The sequence below is a fragment of the Oleiharenicola lentus genome (assembly GCF_051660365.1).
In the GTDB taxonomy this organism is placed as follows: Bacteria; Verrucomicrobiota; Verrucomicrobiia; order Opitutales; family Opitutaceae; genus Lacunisphaera; species Lacunisphaera lenta_A.
Window position 1 is genome coordinate 1,780,169 of sequence record NZ_JBOZXB010000001.1, and the last position, 19,621, is coordinate 1,799,789.

The following is a 19,621-nucleotide window of genomic DNA, read 5'->3' on the forward strand; positions in this document are numbered from 1 at the left end:
AGTGCGACGGTTCGGAGCAAGGGAAACTTGCCCATACCACTCAGTCCTTCCGCGTCGCGAGCAGGTAGTCGCTCAACGCTTGCACGTTCCAGTTGAACGTGTCGCTGCCGATGTAGCGGAAGCCTGGCGGCATATCCGGCTGGCCGACGAGGCGGCGTGAGGGATCGACCACTTCGACCCAGCGGCCGTGTGCATCGAGCACCGCGAGAATTTCGCCGACTTGTTTTTCGAGCGCGGTAAACGCCTTCGTGCCCACGCCAGGGGGTTGGGCCTGCGCCACCGATTCCAATTTTCCGCCCCGCGTGAAACGGTGCATCTGCGCGGGCGGCGGCGGGGCGGCGTCGCGGTCGAGGTAGGCGAATTCCTTCATCAGCTCGTCGATCTCCGTGGGTTGTTTCCAACCGTAATGGGACGGCAGGTTGGTGTCGTCGTAAGTGAAAAAATAATATCCCGGAGCGGACGAACGGCTGCCCACGCCCGGCGGACGATTCATGTAGAGCGGTTTGCTCGTGTGCAGCTCGTAGTAACGCGCCACGCGGCCATCCGGAAGTTGGAGGCTTTTCAAAAACGGCAGCGCCGGGCGGACGGCTTCGAGATACTTGCGGTCACCGGTGAGGCGGAAAACCCGCATCAGCGCTTTGATGGCATCCTCGGATTCCATCGAACAAATCGCCGGTGGCTCGAACTTACGCGCCCACGCCGGGTGCATGTCGAAATCGTATTGCTGGCTCCACGCGGGCTGCGGCGTGGGCATTTGCGCGAGCAGCAGGAAATCCGCGAAACGCACCAGCGCGTCACGCGAGCGCTGGTCGCCGTAGATTTGGTGCACCATAAGTAACGTGTTCGAAATCGAATCGGGCAGGCCGTCGTTGAGCGTGTAGTATTTCGAGTAGTCCTCGTTGGGCCACACGCGCAGCCATTCCTTCGCGTAACTGGCTTTCAGCACCGGGAGATTCGGCGCGGCAGTTTTCCAACCCTGCGGAAACGCCCCGTTCGGAAACTGCGCGCCCAGCAAGCCGTCGAGCGCATACTGCACGGCTTCGTGCACGACCGGGTTTTTAAAATTCAACGCTTGATCGAGCTGCGCGAGAAATTCGATCGCGGACTGGGTCTGGTTGTCGTCGAGCGAGGAATGATTCGAGCCCGTGCCGCGACCATTGCGGTATTGGTTCAGGCGCGTGCCTTGCGGATTAAAATCAATCGTCTGCGCCCAACCGCCGGATTGCAGCTGCCCATACACGAGCGCCATGCCGGCGTTGATCGCGGCGACGAGGTATTCCTGATCGCCGGTCGCGTCGTAGGCTTGGAGAAACGCAATGCCGACCGACGGCGTGCCCGGCGGCTCAGTCCAAATCTGATCCTTGGTCGCGACGCCTTCGCCCCACGCCTGCTTAAGATCGATGCCGTAGTAATACGTGTAACCTCCATGCGAGGACACTTTCTCGGTGTAGAAGCGCGCGGCTTTTTTTAAGCCGGCCAGCGCTTCGGCGCGGAGGTCACGCGTCGGCGTGGATTCAGCCGCGGTGAGCGCGAATACGCCGAGGCTACTGGCCACCCACGCGGCGATGAAAGAAAAACGAAGTTTCATGAATTTAAAAAGGCGAGGGCTTACGGATAATACTCGGGCTCCTGCTTGGCGTCGCTCGTGAGTTTCCAGCTGATGTCTTCAATCCACGCGGCGTTGCTCAAGTTGGAAAACCATTCGCGTTCGTGCGCGCGGCGGAAACGCAGCAGCTCCTCCAGTTTCGCTTTGCCCCCTTGAGGCGTCGTGGCGGGATCGGCGGTCGTGAGTAGCGCCGCGGTTTCGACGCACAGTTTCGCGTGCGCCAAACCGGTTTGGAGAAATTTAACGCGCGCGGTCGCGTCAGCGTCACCGCCGGCAGCGTGCAACGCCGAGGCCAGCAATGCCTCGCCGGGCGCGAAACAGTCGACCGGGAACACCTTGTGCGTGACCTTCGCCCAGCTGCGGTAACGAATCGCGACGCGGTCGTAAAACGTGTCCATGATCAGCGCGCGGTTGCTCATCGTGTAATTTTCCCAGTAATCGAAATACGCCTTCACCGCCTTCGCCGCCGGGCCGAACGCGGAATAATATTCGTTGAGCAATTCATCCACGTCCGCGGTCGGTCGCGTGTGCAGGCGCATGAGCAGGTAGAGGCTCGGGCCTTGCGTGGCCCACTGGCCGGTGAGCGAATCGAAGTCCGTGCCCGCCATGCCGTGCGCGACCTGGTATTGGAAATCCTGCGCGAAGTGGCGCGCGAACACGAACGGCATCGTGTAGCCATCGAGAAAATAATTCGTGCGCGCAAAGATCGTCGCGCCCGTGTCCTGCCAGCCTTTCCACTGATCCTTATACCACTGATCCTCGTCAGCGGAGCGCGGATACCAACCGGCGGCCGGGCAGAATCCGAGCACGATGTTCGAGTTTAATTTCACGCCCGACGTCGGCGCCTGGAAGTAGTTGAAATAAATATAGCTGACGATCGAAACGTCTGCGCGGTGTTTCGAAGCGAGCTTTTGCACCTCGAGCGCGAAATGCGCGTAACGGTCCGACATAAAGCCCTGACCATAGAGCGAGATGTTTGGCGCGTAGTATTTCATCGAGTCCGCCGGTTCCGGGCCGTCCCACTTTTTGCATTCGGCGCACTCGCACGCGCCGATGAAATCGTTTTCCACGACGTTGATAAACTCCGGCAAACTTTCCGGCGTGCCCTTCCCTTGAGCGAGCCAGAGATCGACGATCTTCTGGTGCAGGCCGGGATTGGAAACGCACATGCCGAAACGCGCGCCTTCCTTCGTCGGGCCGCGCTTACCGCCCACGAGTTGAAACCACTCGGGGTTTTGCTTGCCGTATTTGTCCCACCAATCGACGTAAGCGTGGCCGTAAAACATTTTTTTACTCCGGCCCATGCGGTTGCGGCGCAAAAACACGGATTGCTCGCGGTAATAATCTTCCTTCGCCTTCGGCGTAAAACCGAGCGCGGGCGAGGGATTCGGGTAACTGCCGGGGCGGACGTTGCGCTGGAAAAAGCGCGGCTTCACCACTTCGTCGAATTCACTCACCGCGATGAGGCTGCGTTTCGGCACGAAGGTGCCGAGCTCGCCCGGCCACACCCAGCGCACGCCGAGGTCGCGCTCGAGCCATTCGTAAACACCAAACAACGTGCCAGCAGAATTATTGAACGTGCCGAACGGCGGCTCCGTCACCAACGGTTCGTCCGCCGCGTCTTTGCCCACGATGAACAACGTATTCGCCAGTGTGCGGAGCGCGAATGTCTCGTCCGGCAGCTGGCTCGGGATAAGATTGGCCGCGCGCGCCGCGCGCGTTTCGCCGAGGTAAATGCGCGTCGTGTCGGTTGTCTTGACGGCGCTTTCCGCAACGATGGGGAGTTTCGCGCCGGTCGCTTTCTCGACGTGGTAAACCAATTCGGCGGCGGCGTATTTCACGGTCGCCTTGGGTTGGTCGGGAATCACGACGACCGCGCTCGCGGTGCGATTCAGCACAATTTCAAAGCCCGCCGGCTTGGCCGAAAGTGTCGGGCCCGCCAGAGCGAGCAGCGCGGCCAGCGGCGAGATTACGCGGCGGAAAAGGGAGAGCGGTGTCGTCATAAATTTACGGGTAATATTCCGGTTCCTGTTTGGTTTCGGCCGAGAGCTGCCAACTGATGTCCTCGACCCAAGCGTTGTGATTCAAGTTGGCGAACCATTCCTTTTCGTGCGCGCGACGGAAACGCAGCAGCTCCGTCAGCGCCGCATTCCCGCGCTCCGCCGTGGACGCGGGATCGGCGGTCGTGAGCAACGCCGCGACTTGGCCACATAGTTTCGCGTGCGCCAGCCCGGTCGCGAGAAAGTTAACCCGCGCAGTGGCCTCAGCATTGCCCTGCGCGGCCGCGAGCGCCTTCGCCAGCAAGGCTTCGCCCGCCACCAACGCTTCCGGTGGAAATACGCGGTGTGCGGCCTTCGCCCACGTGCGCCAGCGGATGGCTACGCGGTCTTCAAAGATCGCGTTGATCCTCTCGCGATTTCCCATCGTGTAATTTTCCCAGTAATCGAAATACGCCTTCACCTGAGTGGTGGCCGGGCCGAACACGGAATAATATTCGTTGAGCAAATCATCCACGTTCGCGGTCGGTCGCGTGTGCAGGCGCATGAGCAAATAGAGGCTCGGGCCCTGCGTGCTCCACTGGCCGGTCAACGAATCGAAATCCGTGCCGAACATGCCGTGCTTCGCCTGAAACTGAAAGTCCTGCGCGAATTGCCGCGCGAAAATGAACGGCATGCTGTAGCCATCGAGAAAATAGTTGGTGCGCACGAATTGCCGCGCGCCGGTTTTTTCCCAGCCGAGCCACTGATCCTGATACCACTGATTTTCCTCGGTGCCGCGCGGATACCAACCGGCGGACGGGCAGTAACCGACCCACGCATTCGCGCCGAGCGGGATGTCCTCGTTCGGCGCCTGGAAATAATTGAAGTAGGAATAACTCACGACCGTGACGTTCGCATTGTGCGGTTTCGCCAGCGCCAGCACCGCCGCGGAAAAACGCGCGTAGCGATTCGACATGTAACGCGCGCCGTAAACTTTGAAGTTCGGCGCATAAAATTTATCGCGATCGGGAGGCTGCTGCGCCCCATCCCACGCGCGACACTCCTCGCATTCGCACGAGCCGAGGAAATCGTTTTCAACAATGTTGATCAGGTTCGGGCGACCCTTGACGGTCGCTCCCCCCTGCTCGAGCCAGAGGTCGACAATTTTTTGGTGCAGCCCGGGATTCGACACGCACATCGAGAAACGCGCCTTGGGCGTGGTCGGCCCGCGTCGGCCATTCACCAGTTGAAACCACTCCGGGTGCGTCGCGCCGTATTTCTCCCACCAGTCGGTGAACGCATGCCGGTAACTCAGCGGATAACTCCGGCCCATGCGATTACGGCGCAGGAAAATCGTCTGCGCCTCCGCGTAGCCTTTCGCGGCCGCTGGCGTAAACCCGAGCGCGGGGTGCGCGCTTTCGAACGCGAGGCCCGGTCGGACGTTCCGCTGGAGAAAACGCGGCGCCGTGGTCTCGTCGAAAGCGGAAATCGTGAGCGTCTTCGTTTTCGGGACAAACGTCCCGAGTTCGCCCGGCCACGCCCAGCGCACGCCGAGGTCGCGTTCGAGCCACTCGTAAACGCCGAACAGCGTGCCGGCGGACGTGTTATTGTCGAGCGGGTCGCCCGCGCCGTCGTGACCTGCGATGATCAACGCGTTTTTTGCCGTGAGCAGCCTAAAGGTCTCTGGCGCGAGTTGCTCCACTGCGATACCGGCCGGGCGCGCGGCTTTCGTGTCACCCACGTAAATGAAGGCCGCCGCGTCCGTCGGCACCGCGTTTTCCTTCACGACAGCGAGCTTCACCCCGGTGGCTTTTTCCACGTGATAAACAATCTCGCTCGCCGCGTAAGCCGCGACCCGCGTGGGCTGGGCGGAGGTCACGATCACCGCGTGAGCGTGACCGTCGCGCACCACCTCAATGCCCGCAGCGGATGCTAGCGTTGCTCCGACAAGGAAAACGCCCAGGCGAAGAAAAATTACAGAAAAATTGGTCATGAAATTATACGCTCACTGGCCAAGCGTGACTTCCACGCGACCCGCCATGCTATCGTTGAATTTTCTCACCCAGAGCTTCGCCGTCGCGGCGTCATGAAACCACCCTTCCCCGCCGGCGCGAAAGGCGTCGAGCGAGGCGAAGCGCGTGAGCGCAGCCCCGTTCGACGATACCGTCGCGGGTTTCAATTGTGTGTTTAGGTGCAAGCGCAGCAGGTGATTTTGTTTCGTCGCGCCCCATGAAATCACGAGGCGATCGTCGCTACTCCATTCCGCCGCGATGCGCACGGGCCCCGCGAGATCGTCGAGCGTGAATTCGCTCGCGCCGCGCACTTTCGGCCACATCGCGAGCGTCAGGTAACCGGCCGATTCCGCCCAACCGAAGCCGCTCTCGGCATTGGTGATTTCGAGTGGAATAATCGCGCCTTCGCGAATGAAGAGCGGAAAGCGGTCGTTGCGGAACCAACCCTTCGTCCACCAAAAGCGCGTCGGACCGCGGAACGTTTCCGCACTGTTGTCCCAAAAATCATACCACAGTCCCGGCGGCAGATAGACCTGGCGTTCGTAATTCGAATTCATGATCGGCGCGACCATCAGGTCACGGCCAACGGTAAACTGGTCGTCGACGCGCCAGCCATCGAGGTCGGCCTGCGCCGTCCACACGAGCGGGCGGATGACCGGAGCGCCCGTCGCCGCTGCTTCGCGCGCGAGCGTGTTCCACAACGGCGTGAGATCAGTGTGCAGCCACGTGAGGTAACGGAAATGGTCCACCGATTTCTGCGAATACCACCACGGCATGTGCAACGTTTGCATGCCGGGAAGCATCGCGCCGAATTGCGCCCAACGAATCCACACGTGCTCGGGCGCGGGCTGGTCGTCGAAGCCGCCGATGTCGGACGACACAAACGGCAGCCCGCAGAATGCCAGCGAGAGCGACGAGTAAACCGACGATGACAGACCGTTGTCGCCAAACGTGCCGGCGAGATCTCCCGGCCATTTGAAATTGGTCACGGCGGAAGAACCGACCCACGCTGCGCGGGGAATCATGAGAAAGTCGTCACCGAGGCGGTTTTTCAACGCTTCGAAAAAAACGCGGTTATATTCCAGCGCGTAGGAATTGTGCACATCGCGCCCGATGCGGCCGCCGTGCACGATCGCGTCTTCCGGCAGGTCTTGACCCGCGTCAGGTTTGTAACCGGCAATGCCGATATCGAGGCTCTTTTCGATTTGCTGACGCCACCATGCGAACGCTTCGGGATTAAAGTAGTCGATCGCGTTGTAATATTTTCCCGTGAGCTCGCCCGTGGAGGAAATTTTCACCATCGCCTCATCGGCCTCCGTGCCGGGCTTGCGCACCATATAGCCGCGCTCGACGGCTTCGCGCCAGTTTTCCGATTCCGGCGTCGTGTAAGGCACGCTCCACGCGAGCGTGCGCACCCCGAGATCGCGCAATTCCTGCACGAGCGCTTGCTGATCCAGATGAAACGCGGGATTCGGAATAAACGAATTGCGCGCGGTCTGCCACGGCGGTTCAAACCACGTCACGCCCACGGGAATACTCATCGAATGCAGGCGGCGCACCATCGCGGGGAAATGTTCGCCCTTCAGCGTCGTGATTTTTCCGCCAGGTTGATCGGGATCAGCCATCAGCCAAAACCACGGCTTGAACGACCAGCGCGGCGGCCGTTGCGGCAAGCCGACCTGCTGAAGAAAATGCTGCACGGTGGCCGGGATGCTCGCACCGATCACGAACGTCAGGTCGAGTTCGCTAGTCGATGCCTCGAAGGTGAGTTGATCCGCGCGGCGTTGGCCCACGTCGAAACGCACGCGTCCGCCGTAGTTGAAAAAAAACGCGTAGTTCTGCGTCGACACGTAATACGGCATGTAAGCGCACTCGTCGGGCGTGCCGCCGCGATCCCACAAATCAAAAGCCGCCCCGCGCTGTGCGACCCTGCCATTCCACATTTCGCCGAAGCCGTAGATTTCCTCCACAGGTTGCAGCAGCGTCGCGCCCCGCACCGCAGTCACTTTTGACGCCGGCGCGCGCAGTAAAAGTTTGAATCCGTGTTCGCCGAATTTCTGCACGCGGCCTTCCGCGGCGGTGCCATCGCTCAAGGTGAGGTTTAAACTGACGCCGTCGGCCCCTCCCTGCGCACCGGTGATTTTAGCCACCGCGCGCCACTCGCCTTTCACCTGAAACGCCGGTGCGGTGGCTTCCGAAAAATGCTCGGTGCCCGCCGCATTGCGCACGCGCACTTTCCACGCGGCGCGCTCGATCACGAACGTTGCACCCGCGTTGGCGAAGCGGAACTCGGACGGCGTTTCCACCAGCGCCAGGGGCTCCCCCGCTGCCACCGCACGCACCAGCACCAGGCAACTTAACCCGGCACACCGCAGCGCGCGGGAAATCAGCGGAGAAAGAAAACGCATGAGCTTTTCAAAGTTACCGGCGGAACGTTACAGCCCGAGAAAAGCCGAGCTGCACCAGAGCAACGGGGCCTGACCGTGCAGGTCGCCCGTGTAACGTCCGCGATCGAGGTAGTATTGGCGGCTGTTCAGTTTGTTCGTGCCTTCGCAGACTTCGCGGAGATCGCCGTTGGGCTCGATGTAGTTCACGAGCGCGAGCCAGCCTTTGCGCGCGGCCGGACCGTAAGTCTTCGCGTCGAGCCAGCCGTATTTCACACCAGTGATAAACGCGAAGGTGAACATGCCCGTGCAGGACGTCTCCGGCCACGATTGCGGATCGTCGATCAACTGGCGCCACATGCCATTTTCGTCCTGATGTTTGAGGAGCGTCGCCATCATCTTTTGATAGCTCTCCATGATGCGGGCGCGGCGCGGGTGATTTTCCGGCATCGCGCGGAGCATTTCCGACATGCCCGCGGCGAACCAGCCGTCACCGCGGCCCCAGAAAAACGGGACATCCGGTGCGTGGTAAAACAAACCGTTCGGCTGCTGCAATTTTTCGAGATAAGCGACGGCTTCCTCGGCGGCGCGGTCGAGGTATTTGGCGTCGCCGGTTGCGCGATACGCCTGCGTTTGCAGCATCGTGATCATATACATGTCATCGATCCAGAAACGGGTGTGCCAGCTCAGCCCTTTCGCGACGGCTTCGCGCGCCTCGGCGTCGAGTTTGCTCTCGTCAGTCGGTGTCGTCCACTGCTCGTTGGCGATCCGCAGGCCGAGTTTCAGGTAACGCTCGTCTTTCGTGCGCATGTAGAGCTCAAGCGGCAACGCGCCGAAGACGGCGAAGTCGACGTTTTCGACCGGCGGGATAAGTTTCGCGCGCTCGCCGAACAGCGGCTGGAAACGCTCGATCAAACGCTGGTTCATCGCCTTGTCCTGCGTGAGGCGCGCGAAGGACAATGCGCCATACCACGTGCACGTCTCGACATAATGAAACACGTTGGTGCGCATCAGCCGGTAGTCTTTCGACAGGAAACGCTCCGCGACGAGTTTGCCGACCTGCTTAGGATCCGAGCCTTCCGGCCAGGGGCCGAAGTCATAGCCAGTGGGACTGGCGGCGTGCGCCGCAAGCGAGAGCGAGAGGATCAACAGGGGGAGACGGAGTAACGTTTTCATCATCATAAAAAATTTAGACCAACTCGGTTTGACCGGAGCGCTCGGCGCGGCCCATCGCGGCGACGACTTGCACCGCGCTCACGATTTCGTCAATGGGCGCGGGCACTGCACGACGCTGCGTGACCGCATCGTAAAACGCGGCCCACGGATACTCGCCCGTGACTTCGTTCGATTCCCACTCGCGCGTCACCAATTCGCCCGCCGCCCGCATCGCCGTGAGCCGCAGTCGCGAGGTGTGCTCCGATTTTCCGTAGGCGACGGGGAATACGTTCCGGTGAATTGTGCCGCGCTCGTAGTTCAACGTCAGCGCGTTGGCGTAGTGCTGGCCGTTATCGACGCAGAAGCTCGCGTGGATAGTGCCGAGCGCGCCGTTTTCAAAACGCAAACTGAGCTGCGCGTTGTCCGCGGTGGGCCGCTCCGTAAAAATCCGGCTGCTCATGACTTGGACGCTGTGCACGCGACCGAAGAGACGCCTGAGGTCGTTCAACGAATACACGCCGATCCGAAATACCGGTGCTGCCGGGCAAAGCTGCGGGTCGTCGAGCCAGCGTCCGTCGGCTTTCTCGCGATAAGAAATTAACATCTCGGCGTGGCAACTGATGGGTTGGCCCAGCGCGTATTCCTGCTGCCACGCGAGCATCTGCCGCACATACGCCGGCGGCTCGGCGCTCGGCGAATTGAGATGAATCGTGCGCCCCAAACCGGCCGCTTCCTCCAAGACGGCGCGCGCCGCCGCGGGATCGATTTCAAAGGGCTTCGTCGTCATCACGTCCTTGCCGGCTCGAATAATGCGCCGGAGCAATTCTGCCCGGCCCGCCGGCCCGCTGAAAAGTCCGATGACCGCTATCGATTCGTCCGCCAGCAACGCCTCCAGCGTCGCGTAACCCTTTACGCCGTGCTTCCCGCAAAACTCCGCCAGCTTCGCCGCGTCGGTATCGCACGCCGCTGCCACGCGAAACAGTTCGCGCGCCGGGCCAGCCATGAGCCGTTGCGCCACCGCGACGCCGAAACCAAGTCCGACAAAACCGATGTTGAGCGGCGACGGCATCGTCAGGAATGGCCCGCCATCAGCTCGACGCACGCCGCGCCCCGTTTTCGAGCGGACCCGGCGGTTTCTGCGGTTCCTTCCCAACGCGACGGCAGTTGGCCAGTGTAGTTGCGGAACGCGCGGCTGAAATCGTGCGGGTGGCGGTAACCGAGATGATAAGCGACTTCCTTGATACTCACCCCGTCGAGGCCCAGCATCCGTTCGGCTTCGCGCAGACGAGTTTCCGCCACGCTCTTCATCACCGTCGTGCCGAGTCGCTGCCGAAACATGCGTTGCACGGTCGCCGGCGACACGCCGAGAAAATCCGCGAGCCGCGCGAGCGGCTGTCGCGTGGCGACATGCGATTGAATCCAGCCCAGCGCCCGCTCGACCACCTCGTTGCTCCGGTCGCCGCCGCCGCTTTCGACAATGCGCGCGATTCTCGTCTCCAACAAAAACTGCAAGCCAGTCAGCGCCTGCCCGGAATGCAGATCGCCGCGATGCACCTCGCTACGGCTCGACGCATGCAATTGACGCAACTCCGCCAAATCCTCGCCGGCCAACCCGTAATGCGCGCACATGTCGCGCCGCAGCGGGCCGAGCGCCGGATGGGCCGGTCGCGCCCATATCCAACCCAGGTGTTTAACCGGATCCATCGGCTCATGCCGCCACGTCACCGCACAATCCGGCCCGATCACCACGAGCGCCGGAACCGCGATCAACTGGCTGGATGCCCCCCGCACGATCTGCACAGAGCCAGACTCGATCACGACATAGTTCCAACTCCCGCGCTTGGAGAAAGCAGGAGCGGTCTCACTGCGCGCACTCCAGGTGAGATGCTGGAGAAAGCTGCCGGACGTCGCAGCCTTGGACGACGAGTCGATCCTGTTTTCTAAAGGTGTGAACGACATGGGCAAGGTGACGCGGCAAACCGGTCATACGTTTCACAATGTGAACTTATTGTTTCGTCAAACAAAATAAGCCGACCAGTAAAAATACACTTCCAGTGAGGCTAGGCCGCGCCAAACCATCGAGAAGGCGCGCGATCCTACGCTGGAGAACGCAGTGCGCTGGGAAAATTGGAATTCCGTGAAACGAGGACGAGACCGGCCCGCTTTATCGGTCGGCCTCGATGGTCTTGCCTTTTTCGGAAAGGAATTTCGGAAATGGGCTATCGATCAGGCCTTTTAAGCCGGCGATCATGGCGGCGGCATTGAACTCAGCCCCCTCTGGATTGGTATGCACATAATCCGAACCGAAAAACGATTTTACCTTTTCGGGGCCGAACGCTTGGTAGCGGTCCGCCACGATGCGAGTGAGGTCGACGAACCTGAGGTTGTGCTCACGCGCGAGTGCTTCACTCCATTTTCGATAGTCACTGGAGCCGCGCTCGACTTTCCCGTCTTCCCATAGGTTCCGAACCGTGAGCGATGCGATGATCGGTGTAGCCTGCCTGGCTTTTACGTCGGCGATCATTCGGCGGATATACCAACCGAACGTATGCACGACTTCATGTTTCCCGGTGATAACGTTTTCAATTTCTTGCGATTCGTTGCCCAAACCGGGCAGGGATCCACGCGAGCGCATCTTTTCACGCGGAACCGAGAGATCCTCATTCACAGGGCTGGCGTCGTTATGCCCGAACTGGATAATCACAAAATCGCCAGCTTTGACCTCAGCGAGTAACTTGTCCCACAAGCCCTCGGTGATGAAGGTGCGGCTGGAGCGTCCACCGCGGGCGCGATTGACGACATTCATTTTGGTAGATTCGAAATATTGCGCGAAGGGCTCGCCCCACCCTTGCTGGGTGGCCTTATCGCTCTTCGCAGCAGTAGAGTCGCTGGCGATGAAGATAGTTGGAAGCGTAGGGTCGCGCGGAATTGCATTTCCCTGGGTCGCCTCGGGAGCGGACGCAGGCAGGTCGCGCGTGGCGGGCTGAGCGAAACACGCGAGCGGAGCCAAGAGTAACAGTCGGTAAATGAGTTTCATTTAAATGGTTTTAAAGAGGAAGATTTGCGGACGCGCCAACTAGCGACCTATCCAGAAAGTCTGTTCGACGAGCGGTGCCGCCTGCACCGGGGCTTCACCGCCGCGACCCAGCTGCCACGCCACCACGGTGACCGGCACCGGCCCGCGGGTGCGCGATGGCAACGCGAGGATTTCCAGCGTGTCGCCCACCACTTTAGCCGGGCCATGCTTCACAAAAAAATAAACTTTCAACCCGGCGTCAGAACTCGCTCGTAGCGGCACCGTTTTGGCGCCTGGGGCGAGGTCGCCGATCGACTCGAAAACTATGTGCTGCGCCTGCCCCTTGAAAGCGGGAGGCACGAAACGGCCCGGCTGCAACGACGGACGGTGCTCGGCGTCGCCCGGGTGACGCACGGCGATGAAGTTGGGTGTGTCCGGATAGCCGCGGTTCAATTCGATGCGTTTCACGCCGTCGCGAAACGCGAGAATTCCGGAAACTGCTTCGATTGTGCGCTCGCCCGTCGTGGCGTGAGTGAGGCGCATCCCAGCTTGGGTAAAATTGTCCGGCAAACGATCGAGGAACGTCGTTTCGATGCGCGTGATCGTGACGCCATCGGCGGCCAGTTCGTAAGGCACGGGATCGACGATGCCCGATTTAGCGAAAGCCGCCGGTGTTCCGTCGAGGTTCGCGAAGGCGACAATCTGGTTTTTGCGGCTCCACTCGCCATTGTCCCACAACGCCACGGCCGCCTCGGCCAGTTCGCGGTCGAAAAACCACGGCGCGTTACGCAATTCGCCAGTCGCGCTCGCCAGCGGCGTGATCGTCAACGGCCCCGTCGGCAATGGCGGGCGCACATCGACCACGAAGCCCTCGTCATCGCGGATTTCGCGCAGTGTGCCGTCCGCGTTGAGCCGCGCCGCCAGGGCCTTGTCAATGTAGAGTGCGAGAAACTCAAGGTAGCGCGGCGTGTAATCGAAATGCCCGCCGCCGAATTCCTCCACATACGACACCGGTCGCCAGCGCGCGCGGAGCTCTTCGCGAATTTTCATCAAATTGGGCAGCGACTGCCCCTGCTTGGTCCAATCGTGCGTCGGCTGGCGCCACTCCGGGAAATGGCCGCCGGAATAAACCCCGGGATACGAGCCGGTGACCGGCAGCATAATGCCGCCCTTCGCGGACAAAATCGCGATCGTTCGCGCCGGGCGCGATTCCGCGAGCGTGCGCGCAAACGTCGCGGTCGTGGAATGCCCGAACGTAATCCACGGCGCGGTCGCAATTTCTGGGTAGCCGGAAAGCTTACCGAGCTGCGCCAGCACCTCTTCGAGCAGCGCGACCGCTTCGTCCCGCTCGTGCTCGAAACGGATGTCGATCGCCGGGTGACACCACACGATCGCCAGATCGTTTTTCGCGCAGGCCTCGCGCACCGCGGCGTTTTCCGTGAACCGTTGTTCACCCACATTTTGCTGCGTGACAATCAACCCACGCACTTTTTTAGCGCTCGGCGGAATCCACAGATACGCCGTCGACGCGTGCGCCGGTTTTCCGTCCACGCCGCGATTATCGAACGTGACGCTAAACTGAAATTCGCCATTGCGCGCTTCCGCGCGCGGCACCGGCAAGGCGGCTAGCGCGATCGTGCTCCCAACAAGCAACAGCGTGAGCGTTAAACAAATCAGCGTCCGTTTCATAAAATTTCCTTTAACGTTTCGCTTCGTGCCGGCCTTCCGCGAGGAACGGCGACGGGGTTTCCGTGATGATCACCTCGTTGAGATTCAGCGCGCCTTTCACGGCGAGCCGCAACGTGTGCCGCCCGGGCTGCAACTCGCCGAGCGCGTGCAAAAACACCGCACGGAAATGCGACGCGCCGGTGTTCCACTGGTAGTCGGCGTCGATGCCGACCGCTTCCGCTTTGCCGCCGTCGATCGCAAGTTCGAGCGAACGCCGCTTCATCACGTTATCGTCGATGCTCGCCCGCAGCATCACCGCATAACGCCCCGCGCGTGGCACCTCGAAGCTCGCTTGCAACTCGGGCTCGCCGGCCACACCGGAGAACGCGACGTAGCTTCCACCAAACACGCCCGCCGCATCGGTGGCGCGCACGAGCGATGCGAGCGCTGGCACGGCGGCGGCTTCGATGTAGGCGCTGTGTGGCGCGGCCGCGGGGCGCAGGTCTTCCGTGTAGTTCGCCGCGGCGTAAATCGTCACCGGCCGCGACAGTCCTTCCGGTGTTCGCACGAGGAACGCGCCTTTGAAATTCGGTCTCCCTTTCAACTTCGCTGCATCGACCGTGACCGTGAGCGTCAGCGTCTGGCCGGGCGCGACTGTGCCGCTTGCCGGCTGCACGCGAAACCAATCGGACACCGCGTTCTGGCGAATTTCAAAACTCACCGCGCCATTCGCCGATGCCGGCAAACTCACCCGCACTTGCCGCGGCGCATTCGAATCCGCCGTGGTAAACACGAGCTGGCGCGGGATCGCACGCAACGCGAGCGGGCGAAACGGCACCTCCGACGTGTCCTCGATCAACGCACCGCGATGCGCGCCGTCGAACACGAGGTTAGCCACCGCGAATGCGTTTTCCCGTGCGACGCTGTCCGGCGCCAAACTGAAATCGCCCTCTGAAGGCGACACGAAGCGCGGCTCCGCAGCCACCCCGTATTTTTCCTGGCCGATTTTTCTCAAGCCTTCGAGAAAAGCCGACGACGCCCCGGCGTTGCCGTCGATCCAGAATTGATCGCCGTCGAAATTATCACGGCGCGACGTCTCACCGGGCAGCCGCGCGCTGTTCACCACGAAAATATTATTCCGCATGTAGCCGAGCCGCTCATCGCCCAAGGGTTTGCCGTAGCCACCGTAAGCGCTGATCGTCGGGCCGTAGATCGTATTGTTGATGTGATGACGTTTTCCACTCTGCGGCAGGCCGTGGCTGTTTTTAAACGCCATCAGTGCGAGCCCGGTTTCATCGCCGGGATTTACGATCAAGTTTTCGAAAATAAACTGCGGTCCGAGTAACGATGCTCCCGTGCTCACGCCGCACAGCGTGCCTTCGATTTTGTTGCGATAAAAACGCACGTTCATGCCGCCGCCCTCGAGTTCCACGCCATCGTCGTTGCCGAACGCGAGGAAGTTGCCGCTGATGTCGCTGTCGCGATAAAATCCGCCGGCGGGTGAGCGGTTGCTTGCGCTTTCGATCACGTCGTTCCACCGGTGCTCGTCGCTGCCGACGAAATCATTCCAGCGCACGACCGAACCGCCGCGCGTGAAGTTGGCGAACACCGCCGTCGGGCCGGTCGGGTGCGAATATTGCCAGGAGTTCGCCCGGCCGCGTGGATCGTGAAGGTAGTTGCGTTCCACGACGGTATTCAGGCTGCGGGTGATGGCCACGCCGCCGTCGAGATTGATGAGCTGGCCGTTGGCGTCGGCGTATTTTCCGCGCTTTTCGTCGTTGGTGTAGTGCTGTGTGCCGACGCGGCCCCAGCCCGAGATGTCGCAATTCAACACGCGCACGTTTTCCGAATCTTCGATAGCGATGCCGTGACGCGCGCCGCCGACCACCGTGAGATTTTCGAGGATGACATAACGCGCGCCGCGCACCGTAATCGCGCCGGACTGCGGATCGTTGAGATTGTTGGTGCGAGAAATTTTCCAGCCGCGCGGCGCGGTGTATTTGATCCACCCCTCGGCCGTGCCTTGATCCGTGATGACGATTCCTTTTTCCGCCCCCGGCACCTGACTGAGATCGATTATTTTCGCGATGGTGGGCTGGCTGCTCCACGTGCGAAACGAAACCGGTGCGATGACCTCCACGCCTTGCGCAGTCACCACCCGCACCTCCCATTCAGTCGCTTCGGAAAGGTTAAAAAGGCTGCCCTTCCGAATTCCGGGTGGGTTATCGGACACGGGCGCGAAGCCCCGTTGCCAGTGGCGTTCACCGACCCGGCGAAAATCGACCGCATACGAAATTCCATCGGGGGTCGCGGGACGAAAATAATAACTACACGCCTCGAAACTCGGCACGACCACCAATTCGCCCGCGGCCACTTTTAAATCCACGCGCGGCTCCTCGGCCGCAACCGAACGCGAAACCGAAAACAAAGCGAGCAAGACGGAGAATGCCGCGAAGTTGGAAATTTTCATGCGGAAGAGATAACGGAATGAATCTTAACGACGCCGCGTGCAGGCGGCTGGTTGCACGCGTTATTTTTTCGGAGCCGTGTTGCGCCACACATCCGCCATCGCGAACAGCGGATTGTGGCCGAGGTATTCGCGGTTCGGATAATTGCGCGATACTTTGCGACGCAAAAGCCCCTGTTCGCCCAGCAGCGGGTGATAAAACTCCCAGATCGATCCCGTTTTCTCGAACTGCGCGGCGGTCGCATCCAGCGCCATTTCGATCAAGCGATGGGCCTCGGCGGTGCGCCCGTGGCGAACGAGTCCGCGCGCCGCCCAGTAGGTCATACAATTCCACGCCGGGCCCCGCCACATGCGCAGTTCGAATTTCGCATCGCTCAGCGCGACGGTCGCGATCGGGTGCGGCGTGTAGAATTCTTTTGGGTTAAGCAGATGCTCATCGATCACGCGCTTCGCCTGCGCGGGCGACGCTGCGCCCACGACGACCGGCCAGATGCCTTCGAATGCGAGGTGGCGTTTCGCGGGATCGTCGATCACCCACGCGTCGTAGAAAAAACCGGTTTTCTCGTCCCAGAGTTTTTCCTGGATGAACTGCTTGAGCGTCGCGGCTTTCTTTTCCCAATTCGCAGTCGGTTCGCCGAGCCGCTGACTCCATCGCGTCGCGGCATCGTAGAGCATGTAGAGATGTGCACACGCATCGACCGCCGCCGACCGCTCAGGAGGACGAACATCGTAGCGGATGCCTTCGTCCATGCCGCTTTCCCACGTGTCTTCGACTTGATCGAGATAATAGAATCCGCCCGAAGGAATCGCGCGTTTCGCTTCGAACCAGCCGATCTGGCGCACGAGCACGCCGAGCGCTTCACGCAAAAATGAAAGGTCGCCCGCGTGGTCAACGTAAGCCTCCGCTGACACCACCCAGATGGGCGGGAACCCTTTAAAATTTTTCCACGTAGGCTGACCTTTGTCATCGAACCACACGATGCCGGGAATCAAGCCATCCGCCTGTTGGCCCGCGAATTCGTTGCGCAGTTGGTTGCGCACATGCGTGGGCGAGGCCCGCAACGTATCGAGACGCACATGGGTGAGATCGATGTGTCCAAACACGCGCCCGTCTTGATAACCCGGGCCAATCGTTTGGTAAGGATAAGGAAAATATCCCGTTGCGGGCAACACGCTGCGCCCGTGCAATTCGGCAAGATAGCGCAGCATTGGCCGCCACGATTCTTTCGCTGGTAGTTTCGCTTCCTCCAGCAACGCGTCGCGCACGGGCGCACCATCCTTCGTCGCGCTTTTTTGCGCGGCATCGGGATGCTGCGCGGGCGCGGTCGGCAGCACGGGATTGTTACGCCCTTCGATCACCGGAGCGGGCTTTTGCGAAGCGAATCCCCACGTCGTCAGCGTAATTAAAGCAAACACGCCCACTCCCACGCGTGCGCCCCGGCCTTGCGCGAAAAAACTGCGACGACGCGGCGAATCAATTTCAAGGTTTGCCGTCATACTCACTTTGCGCGAGCCCCCGCCAGGTAGGCACTCAGGATTTCCACGTTGTAATTAAAGGTATTACTCGCGAGGAAGCGGAAACCTTTCGCGAACTTCGGCTGGCCGACGAGCCGCGATTTTCCGTCGTATTCCGTGACCCAGCGGCCCTCGGCATCGAGTTCCTTCACGATGCGTTTCACTTCGGCTTCGAGCGATTTCACGTTCGAAGCTGCGTTGCGCTCCGAAGGTTCGATCGCGACTAATTTTCCGTCAGCGGTGCTGCGTTGCCGCACGGTGGCGGCGTGCTTCTGCCCGCTTTGCAATTCGCCGAACTCTTTCGCGATTTCGTCGAGCTTGGTCGGCTGTTTCCAGCCGTAATGTTTCGCCGCCTTGGCAACGTCGTCGGTGAATTCGTAGAGACCGGGCGATTTGGAATTTCCGCTCACGCCCGGCGGCTGCTTCATGTAGAGCGGTTTGTTCGTTTTGAGTTCGCGGTAGCGCGGCATCAGGCCGTCAGGGAGCACGCACGTGCGCAGATACGCGAGCGCGGGCGGAATGGGTTCGAGGTATTTTTTATCGCCGGTGAGCCGGTAAATTTTCATCAGCGTCTTGATCGCATCCTCGGATTCCAAACCGCAGATGGCCGGCGGCTCGAACTTGCGCGCCCACGTCGGTTGCATTTCGAAATTATACTGTTGGCACCACGCAGGCTGCGGCGCGGGCATTTGCGCAATGATCAGAAAGTCGCCCAATTTCTGCAGCGCGTCACGGTAACGCGTGCCTCCATAAACTTCGTGGGCCGTGAGCAGCGTATCCGAAACGGTGCCCGCGAGGCCGTCGTTCAATGTGTAATAGACGTGGTAGGCTTCGTGCGGCCAGATGCGCGGCCATTCGGTAGGATAACTGGCTTTCATCACGGGATGCGGCTCCACCGGCGCGCGCCAGCCCTGCGGAAATGCGCCATTGGGAAACTGCGCTTTGAGCAAGCCATCGAGCGCGTAAATCGCAGCGTCGTGGATCTGCGCATCTTTGAATTCCAGCGCTGCATCGAGGCGCGCAAGAAACTGGATGCTCGACTGGCTCTGGTTGTCGTCGAGCGAACTGTGATTGAAGCCGTCGGCCTTACCTTTCCCGTTGCGATAACGCGACGCGTGCGTGCCCGCGGGATTGAAATCGATGCGCTGCGTCCAGCCGCCCGATTCAAGTTGTCCGTGAACCAACGCGCGCCCCGTGTCGGTCGCCGCTTTCAGGTAAAAGGCGTCTCCCGTCGCAGCATAAGCCTGCAAATACGCGCGCCCCACCGCCGGCGTGCCGGGCGGCTCGGTAAAGATTTGGTCGCCGGTCGCGACGCCTTCGCCCCAGTGCTCTTTCAAATCGGTCGATACGTAATACACATAGCCGCCGCGCGACGCGACTTGGTCGTGGAAATAGGTTGCGGCTTTTTTCAGCGCAACCTCGGCGTCTTTGGCGAGCGCGGGATTTTGCGCGAGCGCGTTCGCTGGCGAAAGCGCGAGCGTCACCACACTTGCGAAAAAACCGAATAGTCCGCGCTGGCTGCGGCGTTGAGTCAGAAAAAAGTTCAGGGGCTTCACGTTTTATCGAAACTGAATTTTACGCGCTCGTTCCGCAATGGAGCGAGTCGCGGCGTCAGTCACGCAAGGCGAACTACAACGCACAACCCGGTTTCCCCAGCCGAAATATTCGAATGATGTAATATGCTGGCTGATTGTGGCGTTCTGCGGGGTGGCGTTCGTTGACACGCCCTGCGCGCGCCGACTGCGTGAGCGCGTGCTTTTCCGGTGGCTTTCCGCACCAAGCACGCGGACGGCCGGCTCCCTACCGACTGTCCGGATCG

General features: G+C 60.8%; 12 protein-coding genes. All 12 read right to left on the reverse strand.

The features are described 5' to 3' along the window. Positions 1-40: 40 nt before the first annotated feature. The 12 genes from ACRRQW_RS06535 to ACRRQW_RS06590 all read right to left on the reverse strand — a co-directional run bounded on the left by ACRRQW_RS06535 (position 41) and on the right by ACRRQW_RS06590 (position 19,358). Entirely contained in the window at positions 41-1,588 is a 1,548-nt protein-coding gene (locus ACRRQW_RS06535; protein ID WP_438480464.1) for a pectate lyase, read from the reverse strand. A gap of 20 nt (positions 1,589-1,608) precedes the next feature. After that, the gene (locus ACRRQW_RS06540; protein WP_438480465.1) at positions 1,609-3,609 is read right to left on the reverse strand and encodes a DUF4838 domain-containing protein; all 2,001 of its coding nucleotides are present in this window, start codon (positions 3,607-3,609) and stop codon (positions 1,609-1,611) included. A gap of 4 nt (positions 3,610-3,613) precedes the next feature. Continuing rightward, a complete protein-coding gene (locus ACRRQW_RS06545; protein ID WP_438480466.1) occupies positions 3,614-5,578 on the reverse strand; it encodes a DUF4838 domain-containing protein in 1,965 nt (654 codons plus the stop codon). A gap of 12 nt (positions 5,579-5,590) precedes the next feature. Further along, positions 5,591-8,005 carry a TIM-barrel domain-containing protein gene (locus tag ACRRQW_RS06550; RefSeq protein WP_438480467.1) on the reverse strand — a complete coding sequence of 805 codons (2,415 nt, stop codon included), beginning with the start codon at positions 8,003-8,005 and terminating at the stop codon, positions 5,591-5,593. A 27-nt stretch (positions 8,006-8,032) separates the two neighbouring features. Continuing rightward, entirely contained in the window at positions 8,033-9,157 is a 1,125-nt protein-coding gene (locus tag ACRRQW_RS06555; RefSeq protein ID WP_438480468.1) for a glycoside hydrolase family 88/105 protein, read from the reverse strand. 13 nt (positions 9,158-9,170) lie between these two features. Continuing rightward, positions 9,171-10,238, reverse strand: a complete 1,068-nt coding sequence (locus ACRRQW_RS06560; RefSeq protein ID WP_438480469.1) for a Gfo/Idh/MocA family protein — start codon at positions 10,236-10,238, stop codon at positions 9,171-9,173. Further along, a complete protein-coding gene (locus tag ACRRQW_RS06565; RefSeq protein ID WP_438480470.1) occupies positions 10,208-11,095 on the reverse strand; it encodes a helix-turn-helix transcriptional regulator in 888 nt (295 codons plus the stop codon). Before ACRRQW_RS06565 ends, ACRRQW_RS06560 begins: the two co-directional genes overlap by 31 nt. Before the next feature lie 205 nt (positions 11,096-11,300). Continuing rightward, positions 11,301-12,146, reverse strand: coding sequence for a rhamnogalacturonan acetylesterase (locus ACRRQW_RS06570; protein ID WP_438480471.1), 846 nt, complete (start codon positions 12,144-12,146; stop codon positions 11,301-11,303). Positions 12,147-12,212: 66 nt separating this feature from the next. Beyond that, positions 12,213-13,841: a hypothetical protein gene (locus ACRRQW_RS06575; protein WP_438480472.1), complete on the reverse strand. Its 1,629-nt coding sequence runs from the start codon at positions 13,839-13,841 to the stop codon at positions 12,213-12,215. A 10-nt stretch (positions 13,842-13,851) separates the two neighbouring features. Then, positions 13,852-16,290 (reverse strand): BACON domain-containing protein, encoded by a 2,439-nt coding sequence (locus ACRRQW_RS06580; RefSeq protein WP_438480473.1) that lies wholly within the window; start codon positions 16,288-16,290, stop codon positions 13,852-13,854. Between the two features lie 60 nt (positions 16,291-16,350). After that, complete coding sequence (locus ACRRQW_RS06585; RefSeq protein ID WP_438480474.1) at positions 16,351-17,784, reverse strand: amylo-alpha-1,6-glucosidase; 1,434 nt, start codon at positions 17,782-17,784, stop codon at positions 16,351-16,353. A gap of 2 nt (positions 17,785-17,786) precedes the next feature. After that, a complete protein-coding gene (locus ACRRQW_RS06590; RefSeq protein ID WP_438480475.1) occupies positions 17,787-19,358 on the reverse strand; it encodes a pectate lyase in 1,572 nt (523 codons plus the stop codon). Positions 19,359-19,621 lie beyond the last annotated feature (263 nt).